Source organism: Azonexus sp. GW821-FHT04F04 (assembly GCF_059420025.1).
The window spans coordinates 1-20,132 of sequence record NZ_JBWKSX010000004.1; the positions used below are offsets into that span (position 1 = coordinate 1).

Annotated in this window: 24 protein-coding genes and 1 pseudogene; 16 read left to right on the top strand and 9 right to left on the bottom strand. The window is 56.0% G+C overall.

Annotation, left to right across the window (positions count from 1 at the left end):
• Window positions 1–188: hypothetical protein (locus AC07TV_RS09355; RefSeq protein ID WP_494648129.1), on the top strand; the 188-nt coding region annotated here is incomplete at its 5' end.
• Between the two features lie 258 nt (window positions 189–446).
• On the opposite strand, the gene erpA is transcribed toward AC07TV_RS09355, so the two are convergent.
• The 5 genes from erpA to rplM all read right to left on the bottom strand — a co-directional run bounded on the left by erpA (window position 447) and on the right by rplM (window position 3,056).
• A complete protein-coding gene (gene erpA, locus AC07TV_RS09360; RefSeq protein ID WP_494648130.1) occupies window positions 447–797 on the bottom strand; it encodes an iron-sulfur cluster insertion protein ErpA in 351 nt (116 codons plus the stop codon).
• 64 nt (window positions 798–861) lie between these two features.
• Complete coding sequence (locus tag AC07TV_RS09365) at window positions 862–1,263, bottom strand: bactofilin family protein (RefSeq protein WP_494648131.1); 402 nt, start codon at window positions 1,261–1,263, stop codon at window positions 862–864.
• An 11-nt stretch (window positions 1,264–1,274) separates the two neighbouring features.
• Window positions 1,275–1,901 (bottom strand): DUF6776 family protein, encoded by a 627-nt coding sequence (locus tag AC07TV_RS09370; protein WP_494648132.1) that lies wholly within the window; start codon window positions 1,899–1,901, stop codon window positions 1,275–1,277.
• Between the two features lie 324 nt (window positions 1,902–2,225).
• Window positions 2,226–2,618, bottom strand: a complete 393-nt coding sequence (gene rpsI, locus AC07TV_RS09375) for a 30S ribosomal protein S9 (RefSeq protein WP_226403796.1) — start codon at window positions 2,616–2,618, stop codon at window positions 2,226–2,228.
• A 9-nt stretch (window positions 2,619–2,627) separates the two neighbouring features.
• Window positions 2,628–3,056 (bottom strand): 50S ribosomal protein L13, encoded by a 429-nt coding sequence (gene rplM, locus AC07TV_RS09380; protein ID WP_117607868.1) that lies wholly within the window; start codon window positions 3,054–3,056, stop codon window positions 2,628–2,630.
• A 499-nt stretch (window positions 3,057–3,555) separates the two neighbouring features.
• On the opposite strand from rplM, the gene AC07TV_RS09385 reads away from it, so the two are divergent.
• Complete coding sequence (locus AC07TV_RS09385; protein ID WP_494648133.1) at window positions 3,556–3,984, top strand: OsmC family protein; 429 nt, start codon at window positions 3,556–3,558, stop codon at window positions 3,982–3,984.
• 14 nt (window positions 3,985–3,998) lie between these two features.
• Here AC07TV_RS09385 and coq7 read toward each other — a convergent pair whose 3' ends face one another.
• The 3 genes from coq7 to AC07TV_RS09400 are packed head-to-tail and all read right to left on the bottom strand — an operon-like array spanning window position 3,999 to window position 5,703.
• Window positions 3,999–4,622, bottom strand: a complete 624-nt coding sequence (coq7, locus tag AC07TV_RS09390; protein ID WP_494648134.1) for a 2-polyprenyl-3-methyl-6-methoxy-1,4-benzoquinone monooxygenase — start codon at window positions 4,620–4,622, stop codon at window positions 3,999–4,001.
• 5 nt (window positions 4,623–4,627) lie between these two features.
• Complete coding sequence (locus tag AC07TV_RS09395) at window positions 4,628–5,152, bottom strand: CNP1-like family protein (protein WP_494648135.1); 525 nt, start codon at window positions 5,150–5,152, stop codon at window positions 4,628–4,630.
• 2 nt (window positions 5,153–5,154) lie between these two features.
• Window positions 5,155–5,703 (bottom strand): RNA pyrophosphohydrolase, encoded by a 549-nt coding sequence (locus AC07TV_RS09400; RefSeq protein WP_494648136.1) that lies wholly within the window; start codon window positions 5,701–5,703, stop codon window positions 5,155–5,157.
• 111 nt (window positions 5,704–5,814) lie between these two features.
• Between AC07TV_RS09400 and AC07TV_RS09405 the strand changes: the two genes are divergently transcribed.
• Both AC07TV_RS09405 and AC07TV_RS09410 read left to right on the top strand, forming a co-directional pair.
• Window positions 5,815–7,545, top strand: coding sequence for a proline--tRNA ligase (locus tag AC07TV_RS09405; protein WP_494648137.1), 1,731 nt, complete (start codon window positions 5,815–5,817; stop codon window positions 7,543–7,545).
• Entirely contained in the window at window positions 7,533–8,144 is a 612-nt protein-coding gene (locus AC07TV_RS09410) for a lytic transglycosylase domain-containing protein (RefSeq protein WP_494648138.1), read from the top strand. The genes AC07TV_RS09405 and AC07TV_RS09410 overlap by 13 nt, the downstream gene beginning before the upstream one ends.
• Before the next feature lie 69 nt (window positions 8,145–8,213).
• On the opposite strand, the gene ffh is transcribed toward AC07TV_RS09410, so the two are convergent.
• Entirely contained in the window at window positions 8,214–9,569 is a 1,356-nt protein-coding gene (gene ffh, locus AC07TV_RS09415; protein WP_494648139.1) for a signal recognition particle protein, read from the bottom strand.
• A gap of 29 nt (window positions 9,570–9,598) precedes the next feature.
• On the opposite strand from ffh, the gene AC07TV_RS09420 reads away from it, so the two are divergent.
• The 12 genes and pseudogenes from AC07TV_RS09420 to AC07TV_RS09475 all read left to right on the top strand — a co-directional run bounded on the left by AC07TV_RS09420 (window position 9,599) and on the right by AC07TV_RS09475 (window position 20,091).
• Window positions 9,599–10,438, top strand: a complete 840-nt coding sequence (locus AC07TV_RS09420) for a cytochrome C assembly family protein (RefSeq protein WP_494648140.1) — start codon at window positions 9,599–9,601, stop codon at window positions 10,436–10,438.
• A 3-nt stretch (window positions 10,439–10,441) separates the two neighbouring features.
• A complete protein-coding gene (locus tag AC07TV_RS09425) occupies window positions 10,442–11,713 on the top strand; it encodes an HlyC/CorC family transporter (protein ID WP_494648141.1) in 1,272 nt (423 codons plus the stop codon).
• A gap of 75 nt (window positions 11,714–11,788) precedes the next feature.
• Complete coding sequence (gene pilB, locus AC07TV_RS09430) at window positions 11,789–13,504, top strand: type IV-A pilus assembly ATPase PilB (protein WP_494648142.1); 1,716 nt, start codon at window positions 11,789–11,791, stop codon at window positions 13,502–13,504.
• Between the two features lie 15 nt (window positions 13,505–13,519).
• Complete coding sequence (locus AC07TV_RS09435) at window positions 13,520–14,746, top strand: type II secretion system F family protein (protein ID WP_494648143.1); 1,227 nt, start codon at window positions 13,520–13,522, stop codon at window positions 14,744–14,746.
• Window positions 14,746–15,600, top strand: a complete 855-nt coding sequence (locus AC07TV_RS09440) for a prepilin peptidase (protein ID WP_494648459.1) — start codon at window positions 14,746–14,748, stop codon at window positions 15,598–15,600. The genes AC07TV_RS09435 and AC07TV_RS09440 overlap by 1 nt, the downstream gene beginning before the upstream one ends.
• Window positions 15,601–15,671: 71 nt before the next feature.
• Window positions 15,672–15,926 (top strand): FmdB family zinc ribbon protein, encoded by a 255-nt coding sequence (locus tag AC07TV_RS09445; RefSeq protein ID WP_494648144.1) that lies wholly within the window; start codon window positions 15,672–15,674, stop codon window positions 15,924–15,926.
• Window positions 15,926–16,540 carry a DUF502 domain-containing protein gene (locus tag AC07TV_RS09450; protein ID WP_494648460.1) on the top strand — a complete coding sequence of 205 codons (615 nt, stop codon included), beginning with the start codon at window positions 15,926–15,928 and terminating at the stop codon, window positions 16,538–16,540. The genes AC07TV_RS09445 and AC07TV_RS09450 overlap by 1 nt, the downstream gene beginning before the upstream one ends.
• A gap of 17 nt (window positions 16,541–16,557) precedes the next feature.
• Window positions 16,558–18,357 carry an aspartate--tRNA ligase gene (aspS, locus tag AC07TV_RS09455; protein ID WP_494648145.1) on the top strand — a complete coding sequence of 600 codons (1,800 nt, stop codon included), beginning with the start codon at window positions 16,558–16,560 and terminating at the stop codon, window positions 18,355–18,357.
• A 66-nt stretch (window positions 18,358–18,423) separates the two neighbouring features.
• Window positions 18,424–18,723: pseudogene (locus AC07TV_RS09460) on the top strand (guanyl-specific ribonuclease); the annotation flags it as partial.
• A gap of 10 nt (window positions 18,724–18,733) precedes the next feature.
• Window positions 18,734–19,162: a barstar family protein gene (locus tag AC07TV_RS09465; RefSeq protein WP_494648146.1), complete on the top strand. Its 429-nt coding sequence runs from the start codon at window positions 18,734–18,736 to the stop codon at window positions 19,160–19,162.
• Window positions 19,159–19,614 (top strand): dihydroneopterin triphosphate diphosphatase, encoded by a 456-nt coding sequence (gene nudB, locus AC07TV_RS09470; RefSeq protein WP_494648147.1) that lies wholly within the window; start codon window positions 19,159–19,161, stop codon window positions 19,612–19,614. Before AC07TV_RS09465 ends, nudB begins: the two co-directional genes overlap by 4 nt.
• Before the next feature lie 60 nt (window positions 19,615–19,674).
• The gene (locus tag AC07TV_RS09475; RefSeq protein WP_494648148.1) at window positions 19,675–20,091 is read left to right on the top strand and encodes an Hsp20/alpha crystallin family protein; all 417 of its coding nucleotides are present in this window, start codon (window positions 19,675–19,677) and stop codon (window positions 20,089–20,091) included.
• Window positions 20,092–20,132 lie beyond the last annotated feature (41 nt).

Consider the following 20,132-nt stretch of genomic DNA (forward strand, 5'->3'; position numbering starts at 1 on the left):
ACCGCGCCGTCGCTTTCGCTTCGTCTGCAGCAGAGAGGCAAGATTATGAAGAACTTCTCACCTCCCGTCAAGCTTTTTTGCAAAATTTCTTGCTTCACCTGACTCCCCTACAACCGCCGGAAACGCCCGGCACCGCAGGAGAGGTGCGCATTCTACAGATTAAAATCAGACCGTCAACACTTCATTGAAATATATTCAGACTACTCCCAACAAAACCCCAAACATCAACCTATTACTTCGTACCGGACTTCTAGAACTTCAATCTCCCGAACACCCACCGGACTCTGAAATCGAATCAAATCTCCTTCTCGGGCCTTGATCAAGGCTTGCGCCATGCCTACTGCGAATTAACCAGCCCCCGCCCCCCCCTTTGCAATAACCTTAACCTGATAACCAAGACGTAAAAAAGGCGGCTTTCGCCGCCTTCTTTGTCACTCCCAAACCAATCAAGCAGAAAAGGAGGAACCACAACCACAGGTGGAAGTCGCATTCGGGTTACGAATGACGAACTGAGAGCCTTCAAGCCCTTCACTGTAATCAATCTCGGCGCCGACCAGATACTGATAACTCATAGGGTCGATCAACAGCGTAACACCATTCTTCTCCATGGTCGTATCGTCTTCATTGACCTCTTCATCAAAAGTGAAGCCGTACTGAAAACCGGAACAGCCCCCACCCGTAACAAAGACCCGCAACTTGAGCCCCGGGTTGCCCTCTTCCTCAATCAATTCCTTTACCTTGCCAGCGGCACTATCGGTAAAAACAAACGGTGTAGTCGTTTCGGTAACTGCATTCATAGGGCAAACTCCTGAGAAAATTCGTGCGAGATTATGCGAGCCGGCGATATCACGGTCAAACAAATTAGGCAGAAGTAGCCAACTTTAGTTCCACCGGCTTACTTGTCGAATGAAGCAGGCGACCTTCGATTACCGCCCCTTGATGCATTTCAATTACTGCGTACTCGACATCACCAACAATCTGCGCCTTTGATTGCATCTCAAGCGACTGGGTTACAGCAACAGGACCAACCACAGTCCCGTTAGTCACTAAATGGGCCACGTTTACAGCCCCCTCAATGCGCGCGTGCTCGCTTATCACCAACATAGAAGAAGACGCACCCTCGGCCGCAAGAATACTTCCCTTTACCTCACCATCTATCCGCAAACCACCGGTAAAGAAAATACTACCCTCAACGCGGGTTCCCGCGCCAACCAGGCTATCGATCCGCCCTAAAGGCTTGCTTTCATTTTTTTTCCCGAACACTTGGTCCACTCCTAGAGTTGAGCCGACAACTTTGCCTTAAGTGTATCACCCTGCAAAATCCTGGCCTCCACACCCGACAAGGTAGCCGACTCCGGCAATTCAAATTCGCCTTCGCGACGCAGAAAACGTTTTAAATCAATTTGATACTCCGCAAACGTTTCCCGCTTATTCGGCAGCACGAACTGCATATTTTTGCCAGATTGAGCAAAACTAATTATTAACTGAAGACGGCCCCGAAAATCCGGAGTCAGCCTATCAGGCTGAAATGCAAGGAGCATACGATAATGGAAACGCCCCCCCCCTCTCTGAACAACGCGAAAACTCTCGACACGAACTGCAGCCCCATCGCCAACTACCGGCATCAAACGCTCAAATAAAAGAATATCTTCTTTTAATGCTGCGTTTTGCGCCTCCAGCCCCTGAATTTTTCCCAATAATTGCTGCTGGCTCGCCCGCTCGATACTTACCGCGTTTTGCCCCGTTCCCGCCGTCGACCGCAGAATATTCAACTCTTCTCGCTGAGCCTGCATTTGCTTGCGCAATCCATCCACTTCCAAGCCCAACATCCCGGCCTCACCATTCCGGGCAATAAGCCCTCCAACAAAGCCAGCCAAGACCACCAACAACAGAGCAGCCAAAGCGAGCCACCACCACGAAAAATGGCTTCGCACAACCACCCTCGGTGCCGCAATCCCGAAACGTCGACGGAACCTTCTCACCCTCAGAGCAATGGCGGGAGTTGGCATAACCTTGATACTTCAGCTCGATATAAAATGAAGACTACTCCCCATTCGCCCCTGTCAACCATCGCTGGCAAAATCTTCCGGATTTCGTAGCGTAGCCGCCATCAGGAAGCCCCCCTCGCAGCATTTAATATGAGCGAGATCAGACGCGGAGCATGATACTCCGCGCCCGAAAAACAAAAAAGCCGCCCAAAGGCGGCTTTTTTATCCTGCAGCGTATTAGCGCTTGGAGAACTGCTTCCGGCGACGGGCTTTGTGGAAGCCGACCTTCTTACGCTCAACTTCACGCGCATCACGCGTAACGAATCCAGCTTTCGACAGCGCGGGCTTCAATGCAGCATCATATTCAATCAGCGCACGGGTAATACCATGGCGAACTGCACCAGCTTGGCCAGATTCGCCACCACCAATAACATTTACCTTGATATCAAAACCGCTCAACTGCTCAACCAGCGCCAGCGGTTGACGCACAATCATGCGGCCCGTTTCACGAGAGAAGAACTGATCGACCGGCTTGCCATTGACAACGATGGCGCCAGAACCACGCTTCATGAACACACGAGCAACGGCGCTCTTGCGACGACCGGTACCGTAAAAATAACCTTCAGCCATGATAACCCCTTAGATTTCCAGAGCCTTCGGCTGCTGGGCAGTGTGAGGATGCTGTTCGCCAGCGTAGCACTTAAGCTTCTTGAGCATGGCATAGCCCAGCGGACCCTTGGGCAGCATGCCCTTTACGGCGGTTTCCAGAGCACGACCCGGGAAACGCTGCTGCATCTTCTTGAAGTTGGTTTCGTAGATACCGCCCGGATAACCGGAGTGACGGTAGTACTTTTTATCTTCGGCCTTGTTACCGGTCACGGTAAGCTTTTCGACGTTGGTGACGACGATGAAATCGCCGGTATCAACGTGCGGGGTATAGATGGCCTTGTGCTTGCCACGCAGTCGGCGGGCAATTTCGGTTGCGAGGCGGCCGAGCACCTTGTCTGTGGCGTCTACCACAAACCACTCGCGCTTCACCTCATGTGGCTTGGCGGAAAACGTTTTCATATAAGTGTGCCGTCCTGAAAAATTTGGGCGCAGATTGGAGAAAGGCGCGGATTCTAGTCGACACCTGCAGCAGGTGTCAATGCCTATCCACTCTTTTCATCATAAGGACAAAAAAAACGCGGCTCGCTGAGCCGCGTTAAATCCACACCAAAGGAGGAGGGTGGAGGAGACAAATCTGAACTGGAGAACTCATCGCTGTTAAGTTACCTCAGTTCGTACGCCTTGCATTCTCCATGAATTGGGCACACAGGGCAAGAGCCATTTGTGCGACGCAACATTGCCGCACAAATGTCAGAATAACATTTATTTATTCATACCAAATTACTGTATTAAAAAGTATTTATATACATAAAAATAGTAAATTCACCATATCGGAAAATGGCACACTCCCCAACAGACCTTACACCGAAATCAAAAATTGGTGCGTCGCACCAATTTTCCGAACTTAGACCGGATTTCGCACATCCGTTAGAATCCGCGGTCTTGCAAGGAGGTCACAATGGAATGCACCGTTAGATGGATGGGCAACGACGCCGGAATGTCGTTTGTTGCAGAAACAGGCAGCGGCCACGCCGTGGTCATGGATGGCGCCCCTGAGGCCGGGGGAAGGAACATGGGGCTACGGCCGATGGAGATGGTGCTGGCAGGAACAGGGGGCTGCACGGCTTTTGATGTCGTATTAATCCTGAAGAAGGGACGCCATACTGTCAGCGGTTGCGATGTCAGCCTCAAGGCCGAACGAGCTGAGACCGACCCCAAGATATTTACGCATATCCACTTTCACTACCGCGTCAAGGGCAAGCAACTTAAGCCAGACGTGGTTGCACGGGCAATCGAGCTATCGAAAGACAAATACTGCTCAGCCTCGATCATGATCGGCAAGACAGCGGAGATCACGCACGACTTCGAAATTATCGACGAAACCTGACCACGCCTGAAGGGTCAGACGCGGTAGGCAGCCCCGGTCATGACCTTGGCTGCCAATTTCATACCAAGTTTGACCGGCGCCGGAAGTTCGGCCGCGCCGTATTGGATGGCTGTCTCAGCATGCTGAATTTCATCCAGGCGCATCTGGTCAACAATTGCCCGCGAACGACCATCAGCCGCAGGCAAGCTGAGCAAATGCCCATCCAAATGGGCTTCGACCTGCCGCTCAGTCTCAGCCAGGAAACCAAGATTCCATCTATCCCCGAGCGCCCCCGCGGCCAGCCCCAGGCTCAGAGAGCCTAGGTAGAGGAGTGGATTTAGCAAACTTTTGTGCCCGCCAAGTTCGGCAATGCGTTGTTCTGTCCACGCGAGATGCTCGGTTTCTTCGTTAGCGGCACCACGAAGCGCCTCGCGGATTGCCGGATCCCGGGATGTCAGCGCCTGCCCCTGATACAGAGCCTGGGCGCAAATTTCGCCGCAGTGATTGACACGCATCAGGCCGACAACGTGGCGCCGTTGCTCGGCGTTTAGATCGGCCTCTGGCAGCTTTTCGCCTGGCGTCGCGCGAACCGTGCGAGCAGGCGTCAGTACCGTGCGCAAAGCGCGATCAAATTCGAGAATGAGCTGGTCCGGAGACATGGGTTTCAGTGTTTGTTATCGGGATGCTCGCCCTTGATTAGAGCATTTCGAGCCTCGGCAGCATTTTGGACGATGTTTCCGACCGGACAGAAATACTCGAGAAATAGCGCCGCGTGCTGGCGATTGGCATAGGCATCCTGAATGCGCACCCATTCATTTTTCCGTGCCTTCGACCAGCTTCCATCTTGCCGCCCAGATGCATAGATACGGCGCTCGCGAGTCTCGCAACGCATCCCTTCGTAGGTAACATTGCGCGCTCCTTGTGGCGTCAAGACGAGCAGGACGTAGCGAACAACGCCATCACTACCGACGCTAAGCGTCGCTCCGTCGATGAAAAACTGATTTTCAGTCGCCGCACTGACATAAAACGGCAGCAAGGTTTCTTTCCTGGGGGCTACCGGCAGTTGAAGCTCAACTTCCTGCCATTGCTTGGTTTCGTAATCTTCCTCGAAATCGGCCGAGTCAGCCAAAATCGCGGCGGATGCAAACATGGCCACAAAAAGGAAAGATGCGCTACGGAACAATGACATGGCTAATCCTCGTGCTGAGCGGGAACATCGGAATCCGAAGGCTCACCTGAAAGCCGGCGATGCTTCGCCCCTTTGCGGTCGAAATCGATAAAGCGGACGAGTTCATTGAGCGCCTGCTCGTAAACAAGACGTTTGAACTCGATCACCGCATCGAGCGGAATCCAGTAATCGTTCCAACGCCAGGCATCGAATTCCGGCTTGTTGGTGGCGCGCAGACTGACGTCGCTGTCGCGCCCTACCAAGCGAAGCAGGAACCAGATTTGTTTCTGGCCCTTGTAGGATCCACGCCATTCGCGCTTGATCCAGTGTGTCGGCACTTCGTAACGCAACCAGCCTTTGGTTCGCCCAAGGATACGCACGTGTTCGGGCAGGAGCCCGACCTCTTCGTGCAGTTCACGAAACATGGCCTCTTCGGGCGTTTCGCCGCGTTTGATGCCACCTTGCGGAAACTGCCAGGAATGCTCCCGAATGCGTTTACCCCAGAAAACCTCGTTCTTGGCGTTACAAAGAATGATGCCGACGTTCGGGCGGTAGCCTTCACGGTCGAGCATAGAAATCCTGAAAAATTAATAGTTAGGCGGATTCTTTCACAAAGGGCTCCCGCATGCAAAGAAGCGGGACCGTGTAAAATCGAGGTTTCGCAACGAATTCAAGAGCATCCCATGCGCACTTCGCAGTTCTTTTTTACAACTCTCAAGGAAGCCCCGGCCGACGCCGAAGTTATCAGCCAGAAAATGATGCTGCGCGCCGGCTACATCAAGCGGGCTGCAGCGGGCATTTACACTTGGATGCCGCTAGGCCTGCGCGTGCTGCGCAAGGTTGAGAATATCGTGCGCGAAGAGATGAACAATGCCGGCGCGCTCGAACTGCTGATGCCGGCCGTGCAGCCGGCCGAACTGTGGCAGGAATCCGGCCGCTGGGAGCAATACGGCCCGGAACTGCTGCGTTTCAAGGATCGCCATCAGCGCGAATTCGTGATCGGACCGACGCACGAGGAAGTAATTACCGACGTCGTACGTCGCGATGTGAAGAGCTATCGGCAACTGCCGATTCACCTGTATCAGGTCCAGACCAAGTTCCGCGACGAGATTCGCCCTCGTTTTGGCGTCATGCGCGGCCGCGAATTCCTGATGAAGGACGGCTACTCTTTCCATTCGTCCTTCGACGACCTGAAGCGCGAATACGGCAACATGTACGACACCTATAGCCGGATTTTCACGCGCCTGGGCCTGCGGTTCCGTGCCGTGGCGGCGGATACCGGCTCGATTGGGGGTACGGGGTCGCATGAATTCCATGTGCTGGCCGATTCCGGAGAGGATGACATCGCCTTCTGCCCGGATTCCGGTTATGCGGCCAACGTCGAACTGGCCGAGGCCGTCGCCCCCTCATCCGCGCGCGGCGCCGCGACGCAGACGATGACCAAGGTCGCCACGCCAGGCAAGATGGTTTGCGTCGATGTCGCCGAATGCCTGGGCGTGCCGCTGGAAAAAATCGTCAAATCCATCGCAGTGATGAGCGAGAAGGAAGATGGCAGCACGACTTTCGCCCTGCTCTTGCTGCGCGGCGACCACGAACTGAATGAAATCAAGGCGAGCAAGATTCCAGCCATCAATCCGTTCCGTTTCGCCACGGAGCGCGAGGTCGAGGAATATCTGGGCTGCCAGCCCGGTTATATCGGGCCTGCCACGGTCAACCGGGAAAAAGTGGCTATTTTTGCCGACCGCAGCGTTGCCGCGATGAGCGATTTCGTTTGCGGAGCCAATGAAGCGGGCTTCCACCTGACCGGTGTCAATTTCGGCCGCGATCTGCCGGAACCGGAAGTGGCCGATATCCGTAATGTGGTGGCGGGCGATTCTTCGCCCGACGGCAAAGGCACGCTGGAAATCCTGCGCGGCATTGAAGTCGGTCACATTTTCCAGCTTCGCCAGAAGTACGCCGAGGCGCTGAACTGCGCTTATCTGGACGAAAACGGCAAGAGCCAAATCATGGAAATGGGCTGCTACGGCATTGGCGTGTCGCGCATCGTTGGCGCCGCCATCGAGCAGGGCAACGACGATAAGGGCATCATCCTGCCGCCGGCCATCGCGCCGTTCGAGGTTTGTCTGGTGCCGATGGGCTATCACAAGAGTGAGGCCGTCAAGGCAGCTACCGACCAGTTATACGGCGAGTTAAAGGCGGCCGGCGTCGATGTGGTGCTCGATGATCGCAACGAGCGTCCGGGCGTCATGTTTGCCGACATGGAACTGATCGGCATCCCGCATCGCGTCGTCATTGGCGAGCGCGGCTTGAAAGAAGGCCAGCTGGAGTACAAGGGCCGCCGCGATGCTGAGCCGACGATGATTGCGCAAGCCGATGTACTCAGCGCCCTCAAAGGAAAGTTGTGCGCCGCCTGATTGCGGCCCTTTGTTTGTATGGCGCGTCAGCGGCATTCGCTGGCGCGCAAAAGTATGAACCGCTATCGGCCAGCGTCCAGGCCGCGCTGCACAAGGCTGTCTCGGACTCCCGCCCGACAGTCAGTTCGTTCAAGACCCCGATGGAGGCGGCCGACTGGCTGGGCGAGATGTCGCGCCGGCTGGAAAAACGCATCCCGAACCGCGAATACCGCATCGATCTGCTCCGCAGCGTGCATTACGAAGCCACCCGCGCCGGGCTGGACCCGCAACTGGTCCTCGGCCTGATGCAGGTCGAATCGGGCTTTCGCAAATACGCCGTGTCGTCAGCCGGGGCACGCGGCTACATGCAGGTCATGCCCTTCTGGGTCAAGGTGATCGGCCGCCCGGATGACTCGCTGTTCGACCTGCGGACTAGCCTGCGCTACGGCTGCACCATCCTGCGTCACTACCTGGATATCGAAAAGGGTGACCTGTTTCGCGCTCTCGGCCGCTACAACGGCAGTCTAGGCAAGCCGGAATATCCCAACATGGTTCGCGCCGCCTGGCAGAACCAGTGGGGTTACGACAAACCTTCCCGACTGGCACAGTCAGGACTTTGATTTTGGGCCTTTTTTCCGGTTGACCGTGGGATTGCCACGGTCAACCGGAAAAAAGGCCCGAAAATGAAATCAGCGCATCCCGGGCATCATGCCCTTCATGCCACGCATGAGCTTGCCGATGCCGCCCTTGCTCATCATCTTCATCATTTTCTGCGACTGCTCAAACTGGTTGAGCAGCCGATTGACTTCCTGCACCTGAACGCCCGCCCCCATCGCAATGCGACGCTTGCGGCTGGCCTTGATCAGCTCCGGCTTGGCCCGCTCAAGCGGCGTCATCGAATTGATGATGCCCTCGACGCGGCCAACCATTTTATTCTCAGCACCAGCCGGCATCTGGCCGGCCATCTGGGCGATCTGCGCCGGCATCTTGTCCATCAGCGCCGACAAGCCGCCCATGTTGCGCATCTGGCCGATCTGTTCCTTGAAATCGTTGAGATCGAAGCCCTTGCCGGATTTGAGCTTCTTGGCGAAGGCAATCGCCTTTTCTTCATCCAGCCCCTTCTTGGCATCTTCGATCAGCGACAGCACATCGCCCATGCCGAGGATGCGCGAGGCCATCCGCTCGGGATGGAAAGCCTCCAACCCCGTCAGCTTTTCGCCGACACCGGAAAACTTGATCGGCTTACCGGTGACATGACGCACCGACAAGGCAGCGCCACCACGCGAATCGCCATCCAGCTTGGTCAGCACGACGCCAGTCAGGGGCAACGCCTCGTTGAACGATTTGGCCGTATTGACCGCATCCTGGCCCAACATGGCATCGACGACGAACAACGTTTCGATCGGGTTGATCGCTGCATGCAGCCGCTTGATTTCGGCCATCATTTCTTCGTCGATAGCCAGACGGCCGGCCGTATCGACGAGCAACACATCATGGTAATGACGCTTGGCCCAGTCAATCGCCGCCAGCGCAATCGCCTCGGGCTTCTCGCCAATGGTCGACGGGAAAAAATCGATCCCGGCCTGCCCGGCCACCGATTTCAGCTGCTCAATAGCCGCCGGACGATAAACGTCACAGGAAACCACAAGCACCTTCTTCTTGTGATTTTCCTTGAGGAACTTGCCCAGCTTGCCAACCGTCGTCGTCTTGCCGGCGCCCTGCAAACCTGCCATCAGAATGATCGCCGGTGGCTGGGTATTGAAATTGATGCCTTCGTGGGCGTCGCCCATGATCTTGGTCAGTTCGGCATGCACAACGCCGATCAGCGCCTGACCGGGACTCAGCGAACCGATCACCGCCTCGCCCACCGCCTTTTCCTTCACCGCAGCAATAAAATCCTTGACTACCGGCAAGGCCACGTCGGCCTCGAGCAGCGCCATACGCACTTCGCGCAAGGCATCGGCAATGTTGGTTTCGGTGAGGCGAGCTTCGCCCTTCAGCGTCTTCATGACGCGAGCAAGGCGATTGGTCAGGTTATCGAGCATGTCGTTTGGGCTTCTAGTAGAATCTAAGGATGGTTGATATTGTAATTCAGCTTCTGCCGCACATTCTCGCCGCCCTGCTTTATGGTGCACTTGGCTTCCATTTCTGGAACACCCGCTGGCGCGAGGGAGAAAACCAGTGCGTCGCCTGCCCCATGCAAGCATGGGAGCGCGTCGCCATTGCCGCGGCGCTGTTCATTCACGCCGCAGCGCTCTACGACGCCCTGTTTGCCGAAATCGGCATGCGCTTCTCATTCAGCTTTGCCCTGTCGCTCATGATGTGGCTCGCCGTGCTGATCTACTGGCTCGAAAGCTTCATGGCCAGAATGGAAGGCATGCAGCCCATGGTCCTGCCGCTGGCCGCACTGTGCACAGTACTTCCTGTCTTCTTCCCGCACGTTCATCTGGTCGCCAACGCCAGCGCCACCGGCTTCAAGCTGCACTTCCTGGCCGCCATGCTGGCCTACAGTCTGCTCACGCTGTCCGCGCTGCACGCCATTTTCATGGGCTTTACCGAAAATGCCCTGCACAAGCGCTCTCTAAAACGCAGCCTGAGCAGCTTGCCCCCGTTGCTGACAATGGAAAAACTGCTGTTTCGCATGCTGCTGGTCGGCTTCATTCTGCTGACCCTGACCGTCGGAAGCGGTGTGCTCTTCTCCGAAGCACTGTTCGGCAAGCCGCTGACGGTGGATCACAAAACCATGTTCGCCTTCGCCTCGTGGGGCATCTTCGCCACCCTGCTGGTCGGACGCCATGCCTGGGGCTGGCGCGGCAAACGCGCCCTGCGCTGGACCCTGGCCGGATTCGCGCTGTTGATTCTGGCCTACGTCGGCAGCCGCTTCGTCGCCGAAGTCATCCTGGGACGAGTCTGAGCCGTGGATGAAATTCCGCTATCGGCATTACTCATAGCGCTGGTTGTCTTGCTGGCTCTGTCGGCTTTTTTTTCGCTCAGCGAAACAGCCATGATGGCCAGCAACCGCTTCCGTCTTCGCCATCTGGCCAAATCCGGACATCACGGCGCACAAAAAGCCATCGCCCTGCTTGACCAGACCGACAAAATGCTCGGCGTCATCCTGCTCGGCAACAATTTGGTCAACTCTGCGGCAGCAACACTCGTTGGCGTAATCACCATCGCACTATTCGGCGAAGAAAAATGGGCGCTCGCCGTCGGCACCCTTGCCGTCACCTTTGCCATCCTCGTCTTCTCGGAAATCACTCCCAAGATCATTGGCGCCACCCACGCCGACCGTCTGGCCGGCCGCCTCGGCTACGTGCTAACCCCGCTGCTCCGGCTCTTTTACCCCGCGGTCTGGTTCATCAACCTCTTCGCCAGCGGCCTGCTTCGATTGTTTCGTCTGACACCCAAAAGTGCCGATGGCCCAGCCAAGCTGTCGCCGGAAGAGTTGCGCAGTCTGGTACTCGAGTCATCGCACTTGATGCCCCAAAAGCACCATGCGATTCTTTCAAGTCTGTTTGAACTCAACAACATCACCGTCGAAGACGTCATGACGCCTCGCGGCAGCATCGAAATTCTCGATCTCGACCAGCAATGGGATGAGGTACATGCCCAACTCGCCACCAGCCATCACAGTCGGCTTCCAGTCTGCCGCGAATCGCTGGACCAATTGATCGGCGTCCTGCCGGTTCGCCGCTTGCTCACCAACCTTGGCGACCCCGACTTTGACGAAGCAGCCCTGTTGCAACAGCTGCAGCCGCCGTATTACATCGCTCCAGGCACACCGGTTTTTTCGCAACTCGCCTTTTTCCAGGAAAACCACCAGCGCATCGGCTTTGTTGTGGACGAATACGGCGAGATTCTCGGCCTCTTGACGCTTGAGGACATCATTGAAGAATTCGTCGGCGACTTCACCACCTCCCTACCCGGCCTTGGCCACGAACTCGGCTGGTCGGATGCCGGAGATGCCATCGTTGAAGGCTCCCGCGCACTGCGCGATCTCAACCGGATGCTTGGGCTGGATTTCCCAATAGACGGTCCTAAAACGCTAAATGGTCTGATTCTCGAACACTTTCAGGATATCCCCGAGTCCGGCACGAGCATCAAACTGGCCGGGGTGGCTGTTGAAGTCCTCCAAACCCAAGATAGAAGCGTCGTAACCGTCCGCATCTTTCGGCCAGAAAGCGCCTAGCACCCGACCTGTCCTTTACAAACGGGCGCCTGCGTAGCATCATCAAGCGATCTAATCAGCATTTCATATTGATCAATGGCGGCAACACCTCAAAATCCTCCACTCGGCGGCCTGGCACGAGCGCTTGTACAGGCCGGGCAACTCAAGGAGGCTGAGGCGGAACAATTGCTGGCGCAGGCCCACAGCAGCAAGACATCGCTGATTGAGCAGATCATCGCCAGCCAGAAAGCCGGCGCATTGGATATTGCGCGTTTTGTTGCTGACACCTTCGGCTATCCGTTGCTTGACCTCGCGGCGTTCGATGAGGCGCACATCCCGTCAGATGCAATCGACCGGAAGTTGATTGCCACCCACAAGGTAATCCCGCTCAACAAGCGCGGCAATCGCCTTTCGGTAGCCATTGCCGACCCGACCAATCTGCGCGCCCTTGACGAAATTCGCTTTCAGACCGGACTCGCTGTCGATCCCATCGTCGTCGAGCAATCCAAACTCGCACCATTGGTCGCAAAATATTCCGAATCGGCCTCGGATGCACTCAAGAGTTTTACCAGCGAAGACATAAACCTCGACTTTCTCGACGAGGAAGCAGCCGGCAAAGCCGACGAAGTAGCCGGCCAAGAGATAGATGACGCGCCGGTCGTCAAGTTCATTCAGAAAATGTTGCTCGATGCCATCAATGATGGCGCCTCCGACATTCACTTCGAGCCCTACGAAAAGTTCTATCGAATCCGCTTCCGCGTCGATGGCATATTGCGCGAAGTCGCCACGCCACCGCTGGCGATCAAGGAAAAAATAGCCTCACGCATCAAGGTCATTTCGCGGTTGAACATTGCTGAAAAGCGCGTACCGCAAGACGGCCGAATGCGGCTCGTTCTATCGAAAAATCGCGCCATCGACTTCCGGGTCAGCACTCTGCCAACTTTGCAGGGCGAAAAGATCGTCATGCGGATTCTCGACCCGAGCTCAGCGACTCTGGGCATCGAGGCCCTTGGTTATGAGCCGGAACAAAAATCAGTTTTGATGGAAGCTATAAGCAGGCCGTATGGAATGATCTTGGTGACCGGCCCAACCGGGTCAGGGAAAACAGTGTCGCTCTACACCTGCCTCAACATCCTGAACAAAGACGGCATCAACATTTCAACGGCTGAAGACCCAGCTGAAATCAATCTGCCGGGCGTCAATCAGGTCAATGTCGACGATCGCGCGGGCTTGACCTTCCCTGTCGCGCTGAAAGCCTTTCTGCGCCAGGACCCGGACATCATCATGGTCGGCGAAATTCGCGACCTGGAAACCGCCGAAATATCGATCAAGGCGGCGCAAACAGGCCACCTTGTACTTTCGACACTGCACACCAACGATGCGCCGCAAACGCTGACTCGCCTCATGAACATGGGCGTTCCCATGTTCAATATTGCCTCCAGCGTACTCCTGATTACCGCACAGCGTCTGGCCCGCCGCCTCTGCAATTGCAAGAAACCAATTACAGTACCGGAGCAGGCTCTTCTAGATGCAGGCTACACAGAGGCCGACCTTGATGGATCCTGGACACTGTTTGGCCCTGGGGGCTGCGATCGCTGCAAAGGCACCGGCTACAAGGGGCGGGTCGGCATCTATCAAGTCATGCCAATCTCGGAAGCAATGCAGCGCCTTATCTTGAGCGGAGCCTCCGCACTGGATCTTGAGGCACAAGCAAAAGCTGAAGGCATAAAAAATCTGCGCGAATCGGGATTGTTGAAAGTTAAACAAGGCATGACGTCGCTTGACGAAGTATTAAGCACTACCAACGCCTAATGAAAAGGAAAAGATATGGCTACCGCCGCAAGATCTAGGGCCTCGGCAGTCAAGGAAAGCACCTTCCTCTGGGAAGGAAAGAACAAGGATGGAAAATCCGTTCGCGGCGAAATGCGCGCTGCCAGCGACTCCGTAGTGCAAACCACGCTACGCAGGCAAGGCGTAACCAACGCCAAGGTTAAAAAAGTCCGTTTTAAGACAGGCGGCAAGATTACGGAAAAGGATATTTCCCTTTTTACCCGCCAATTGGCGACCATGATGAAATCGGGGGTTCCACTACTTCAGTCGTTCGATATTGTCGGCCGAGGACACTCCAACCCGGCAGTGGGCAAGCTCTTGCTCGACATCAAGTCGGATGTTGAGACAGGTAGCTCCCTGTCTCAAGCGTTCCGCAAATTTCCACTGCAATTCGATGCCTTATATTGCAATTTAGTGGCAGCAGGGGAACAGGCCGGCATCTTGGACACATTGCTCGACCGCCTTGCAACTTACAAAGAAAAGATCATCGCAATCAAGAGCAAGATAAAATCGGCTCTGTTTTACCCGGTTGCCGTTTTGGTTGTCGCCTTCATCATCACAACCGTAATCATGATTTTCGTCATTCCGGCTTTTAAGGAAGTCTTTCAAGGCTTTGGCGCTGACCTTCCTGCACCAACCCTATTTGTCATTGCGCTTTCCGACTTTTTCGTTGCCTACTGGTGGGCGATATTCGGCATTCTCGGCGGGGGCCTCTATGCATTTCTCGAGAGCTGGAAGCGTTCAGAGAATATCCAGATAGCAATGGACAGACTGCTTCTGCGCATGCCCGTTTTTGGAGACATCGTCCGCAAATCGGTCATTGCTCGCTGGACCAGAACCCTAGCAACAATGTTTGCTGCAGGCGTCCCGCTCGTCGAATCGCTTGAGTCTGTCGGCGGAGCAGCTGGTAATCATGTATACAAAGTAGCTACCCGACAAATTCAAAGTGAGGTATCGACAGGCATCAACCTGACCACAGCAATGCAGAACGCAAATATATTTCCCAATATGGTGACTCAAATGGTCTCCATTGGCGAAGAATCTGGGGCACTTGATTCCATGCTTTCAAAGGTTGCTGATTTCTTTGAAGCAGAAGTTGACGATGCAGTTGATGCCATGTCCAGTCTAATGGAGCCTATCATCATGGTCATCCTCGGCATACTAATTGGCGGCATGGTTGTTGCTATGTACCTGCCAATATTCAAACTCGGAGCCATAATGTGATGCTTCCCGAATCACTGGGTGGCCTGGCCGCCATGGCTGGGCTTCTCGGTTTGTGTGTTGGCAGTTTTCTCAACGTAGTCATTCACCGCCTGCCCAAAATGATGGAGCAAGAATGGCATGCGCAGTGCGCCGAATTGCGAGGGGAAATGGCGTCGACCGTAGAAGAGCCGTTATCTCTCGCAAAGCCACGCTCGCGCTGCCCGGCATGCGGCCATCAGATCACAGCTATCGAGAATATCCCGCTAATCAGCTATCTGTTTTTCCTCAGAGGAAAGTGCTCGGGATGCCATACCCGGATTTCACCGCGCTATCCGATCATCGAGGCGGTTACCGGGCTACTATCGGCATATGTTGCCTGGCATTTTGGCCCAACGCTTCAAGCGGCGGCGGGACTAGTTTTGGTCTGGGCTCTGATTGCACTCGCCGCTATCGACCTTGATACCCAACTATTACCGGATTCGATCACCGTGCCCCTTCTGTGGCTGGGGCTCGCCCTGAACCTATGGGGAGCCTACGTCGATCTGCCATCAGCAGTCGCTGGAGCGATGCTCGGCTATCTGGCCCTATGGAGCGTCTTCTGGCTATTCAAACTGGCAACCGGCAAGGAAGGCATGGGTTACGGCGACTTCAAACTCCTTGCCGCTCTCGGCGCATGGCTGGGATGGCAAATGCTGCCCGCCATTATTCTGCTCTCTTCAGTTGTCGGTGCCGTCGTTGGCATCACGCTGATTGTTGCAACCCGTCATGGTCGCAACGTGCCCATTCCATTTGGTCCCTACCTTGCGGCTGCGGGAGGCATAACCCTTTTCTGGGGTGAATCCATCACACGCAGCTATCTTGGTCTGCTCGGTTGAAAAAAGCTCCCCTCGCCCCGATATAGCCAACTCCGACTCTCGGTTATAATTCAAGGTTTTGGAGGACTCCCATGCCGATTTACGAATATCGCTGTGACTCCTGCGGCTTCCAGAAAGAACATCTGCAAAAAATGAGCGATCCCGTGCTCACAATTTGCCCGGAATGCAGCAAGGAAAGCTATAGCAAGCTACTTTCCGCCGCTGGCTTTCAGCTCAAAGGCAGCGGCTGGTATGCCACCGACTTCAAAGGTGGCAGCAAGAAGACAGATGCCGCGCCCCCATGCCAGACCGGAGAAGGAAGCTGTTCGTCGTGCGTGGCCAACTGATCAAACGCTATTTCATCACGGGCCTCCTGATCTGGGTCCCGCTGGTTATCACCGGCTGGGTACTGTCAATGATCATCAGCACGCTTGATCAATCCTTGCGCCTGCTACCGGAGGGCATGCATCCGCAAAGTCTGGTCGGCTTCGCCATACCTGGCGCCGGGGCGGTCCTGACACTGGCGATGATTCTGCTTACCGGTCTGCTCGCCACCAACTTCATCGGTCAGAAACTGGTTGTTTGGTCAGAAAAGGTTTTGGCTCGCATTCCGGTCGTAAACTCCGTTTACCACAGCGTAAAACAGGTCTCCGACACGCTTTTTTCGCCGAATGGCAATGCCTTTCGCAAGGCACTGCTCATCCACTACCCCCATCAGGGAAGTTGGACCATCGCCTTCCAGACAGGACATCCCGGCGGCGATATCGTCAATCATCTCGATGGCGAGCATGTCAGCGTCTATGTCCCGACCACACCAAACCCGACTTCGGGATTCTTCCTGATGCTACCGGCCAAAGACGTCATTGAACTCGAAATGACTGTCGACGAAGCACTCAAATACATCATCTCAATGGGCGTGGTGGCTCCCCAGCCGCACCCCCGCGTCATCACCAACACCTGAATCAACCGGAAAGTTTCATGCGTACCCATTACTGTGGACAACTCAATGCCGCCCTAGACGGGCAAATCGTTACCCTGTGCGGCTGGGCCCATCGTCGGCGCGACCACGGCGGCGTTATTTTCATCGACTTGCGCGATCGCGAAGGCTTGGCTCAGGTCGTTTGCGACCCTGATCGTGCCGCCACGTTCGCCATCGCCGAATCGGTCCGCAACGAGTTTTGCCTGAAGATCACCGGCAAGGTTCGTCCGCGCCCGGCCGGCACGACCAATGCCAACCTGGCATCCGGCGAGATCGAAATCCTCTGCCACGAGATCGAGGTGTTGAACCCATCCGTCACGCCGCCGTTCCAGCTGGATGAAGACAATCTTTCCGAGAACGTTCGCCTGCTGCATCGCGTCATTGACCTGCGTCGCCCGCAGATGCAGAACAACCTGATGCTGCGCTACAAGACCTCCCGTGCCTTCCGCCGCTTCCTTGACGACAACGGTTTCATCGATATCGAAACACCGATGCTGACCAAGTCGACGCCGGAAGGTGCCCGCGATTATCTGGTTCCTTCACGCGTCCATCCCGGCCAGTTCTTCGCCCTGCCGCAATCGCCGCAACTTTTCAAGCAACTGCTGATGGTCGCCGGCTACGACCGCTACTATCAGATCGTCAAATGCTTCCGTGACGAAGATTTGCGCGCTGACCGTCAGCCTGAATTCACCCAGGTCGATATCGAAACCTCGTTCATGAGCGAGGCCGAGATCATGGCGCTGACGGAAAAACTTATCCGTACCGTCTTTAAGGAAGCGATCGACGTTGATCTGCCCGACTTCCCGCGCATGACCTACGCCGAAGCCATGCACCGCTTCGGCTCCGACAAGCCGGACCTGCGCGTTACGCTTGAGCTGACCGAAGTCACTGATGCCTTCAAGGATGTCGCCTTCAAGGTCTTCGCCGGCGTCGCCAACAGCGAAGGTGGCCGGATCGCCGCCATGCGCATTCCCGGCGGCGCCACGCTGACCCGTGGCGAGATCGACGCCTACACGCAATTCGTCGGCATCTACGGCGCCCGCGGCCTGGCTTACATCAAGGTCAACGACGTTACCCAGATCAACGAAACCGGCCTGCAGTCGCCGATCGTCAAGAACCTTTCCGAAGCCTCGCTCAAGGCAGTCATCGAGCGCACCGGCGCCCAATCCGGTGACCTGATCTTCTTCGGTGCCGACAAGGCCAAGATCGTCAATGACGCCCTCGGCGCGCTGCGTATCAAGATCGGCCACGAGAAGGGCTTCGTTACCGGGGCCAAGTGGGCACCGCTGTGGGTCATCGACTTCCCGATGTTCGAGTACGACGACGAAAACAAGCGCTGGTCAGCCTGCCACCATCCCTTCACCAGCCCGAAAGACGAACATCTTGACCTGCTGGTCACCGATCCGGGCAAGTGCCTGGCCAAGGCCTACGACCTGGCGCTCAACGGCTGGGAGCTGGGTGGCGGTTCGGTCCGTATCCACCGTTCCGACGTGCAGGAAAAGGTTTTCTCCGCGCTCAACATCGGTCCGGAAGAACAGCAGGCCAAGTTCGGCTTCCTGCTCGACGCCCTGAAGTACGGCGCGCCCCCCCACGGTGGCCTGGCCTTCGGTCTGGATCGCATCGTCACGATGATGACCGGTGCCGAATCGATCCGCGACGTGATCGCCTTCCCGAAAACCCAGCGCGCCCAGTGTTTGCTGACGGATGCGCCGTCCGGCGTCGACGAGAAACAGCTGCGCGAGTTGCATATACGCTTGCGCCAGAAGGTTGAAACACAAGTCGAAGTCAGCCCGACCTAAACGCTGATGCAGATTTGCCTGCGCCTCCTGATCGTCGCCTGGCTGGCGATCGGGAGCGCATTCGGTTTCAGCTTCGGGCGCGATGCTGCGGTCGACACGATTCATGCGGCAAATTTGCCAGCCGAAGCCCGGCAGACACTTGCCCTGATCAAGGCTGGAGGCCCTTTTCCCTACCAGCGCGATGGGGTCGTATTCGGCAACTTTGAAAAACGGTTACCACTGCATCCACGAGGCTACTATCGCGAGTACACGGTAAAAACCCCGTGGCGCAAGGATCGCGGGCCTCGCCGGATCGTCGCTAGTCGCGACAACAGCTACTATTACACCGACGATCATTACCGGACCTTTCGACAAATAGTGGAATAGGGACCCATCCATGAACGAAAACCTGCTGGAAAATGCCAATGCCTCCGGTGTCTTTTACTTGGCAGCAACACAACAGGCCACCATCGAGATGGCTGCCCACCAGGCAGATTTGTGTGTCCTGAAGGCCGATATAGCAAAACACGTTTCAACTCAGGATGTCTTGCTTCAACTGGGTGCCGCGCTGAATTTCCCGAGCTGGTATGGCAACAATTTTGATGCGCTCTTCGACTGCCTGACCGATCCCGATTGGCACCCTGCGAAGGGTCACGTTCTGTTCATCAACGGCATAACCCGCTTGCGCGCATCGCAACCGGCGGATTTCGCAACCTTGATAGAGGTCTTACAGGCTGCCGCAGAGGACAGGCGAAACGCGCATACGCCCTTCTGGATACTGATCGACGCCCCGGCGCGAGGCATTCCGATGCTTGCCGAGGCATGACCACCGGCCACAAACAGCCGGTTTCCGTTCTGGTCGTCATTCACACGGCGTCCCTTGACGTGCTCCTGCTGGAAAGAGCAGCCCACCCAGGGTTTTGGCAATCGGTGACGGGTAGCCGCGAAGGCAGCGAGACATTGATCGACACCGCACGCCGCGAAGTCCTCGAAGAAACCGGGATCGACACTGCCCTAGGCGAGCTGATTGACTGGCAGATGACCAACACCTTCGAAATTTTCAGCGAATGGCGGCACCGCTACGCCCCAGGAATAACCCATAACGTTGAACATGTATTCAGCCTGAAGCTGGCCGATCGACCGCCCATCGTTACGGCCCCCGACGAACACCGCGACTGGCAATGGCTTCCCTGGCGAGAGGCTGCCGAGCGCTGCTTTTCATGGAGCAATCGCGACGCCATTCTCATGCTGGCAAATAGCTGGCGCTCCGGCACTTGAATCTGCCAAAACCTCTCCTATATTTGGTCCACGACAGCTTCATTCACCAAGGAGAAAACCATGGCAAACATTACCCGAATCGACCCATTCGACGACTTGTTCCGCGGATTTTTCGTACGCCCCGTGGATTTTGAAGGCACCCCCGCCCAGCCTCCGTCGATCAAGATGGATGTCAGGGAGCAGGGCGACAGCTATCTGATCCATGCCGACCTGCCGGGCGTCAAGAAGGAAGACATTCATGTAGTCGTCGATGGCAACCAGATATCGATCAGCGCCGAAGTCAAACAGGAAAAGGAAACCAAGGAAGGTGAGCGCGTACTTCGTTCCGAGCGTTACTTTGGCAAGGTGTCCCGTTCGTTCCAACTGGGGCAGGAAATCGACGATGGCAAAGCCGTCGCCAAGTTCAACGATGGCGTACTTGAACTGACCCTGCCAAAACGGACTGAAACCACCAGCAAACGTTTAAGCATCGTTTAACGCCAGCACCGTTCACACAAGGCCGGACCCCGTTCCGGCCT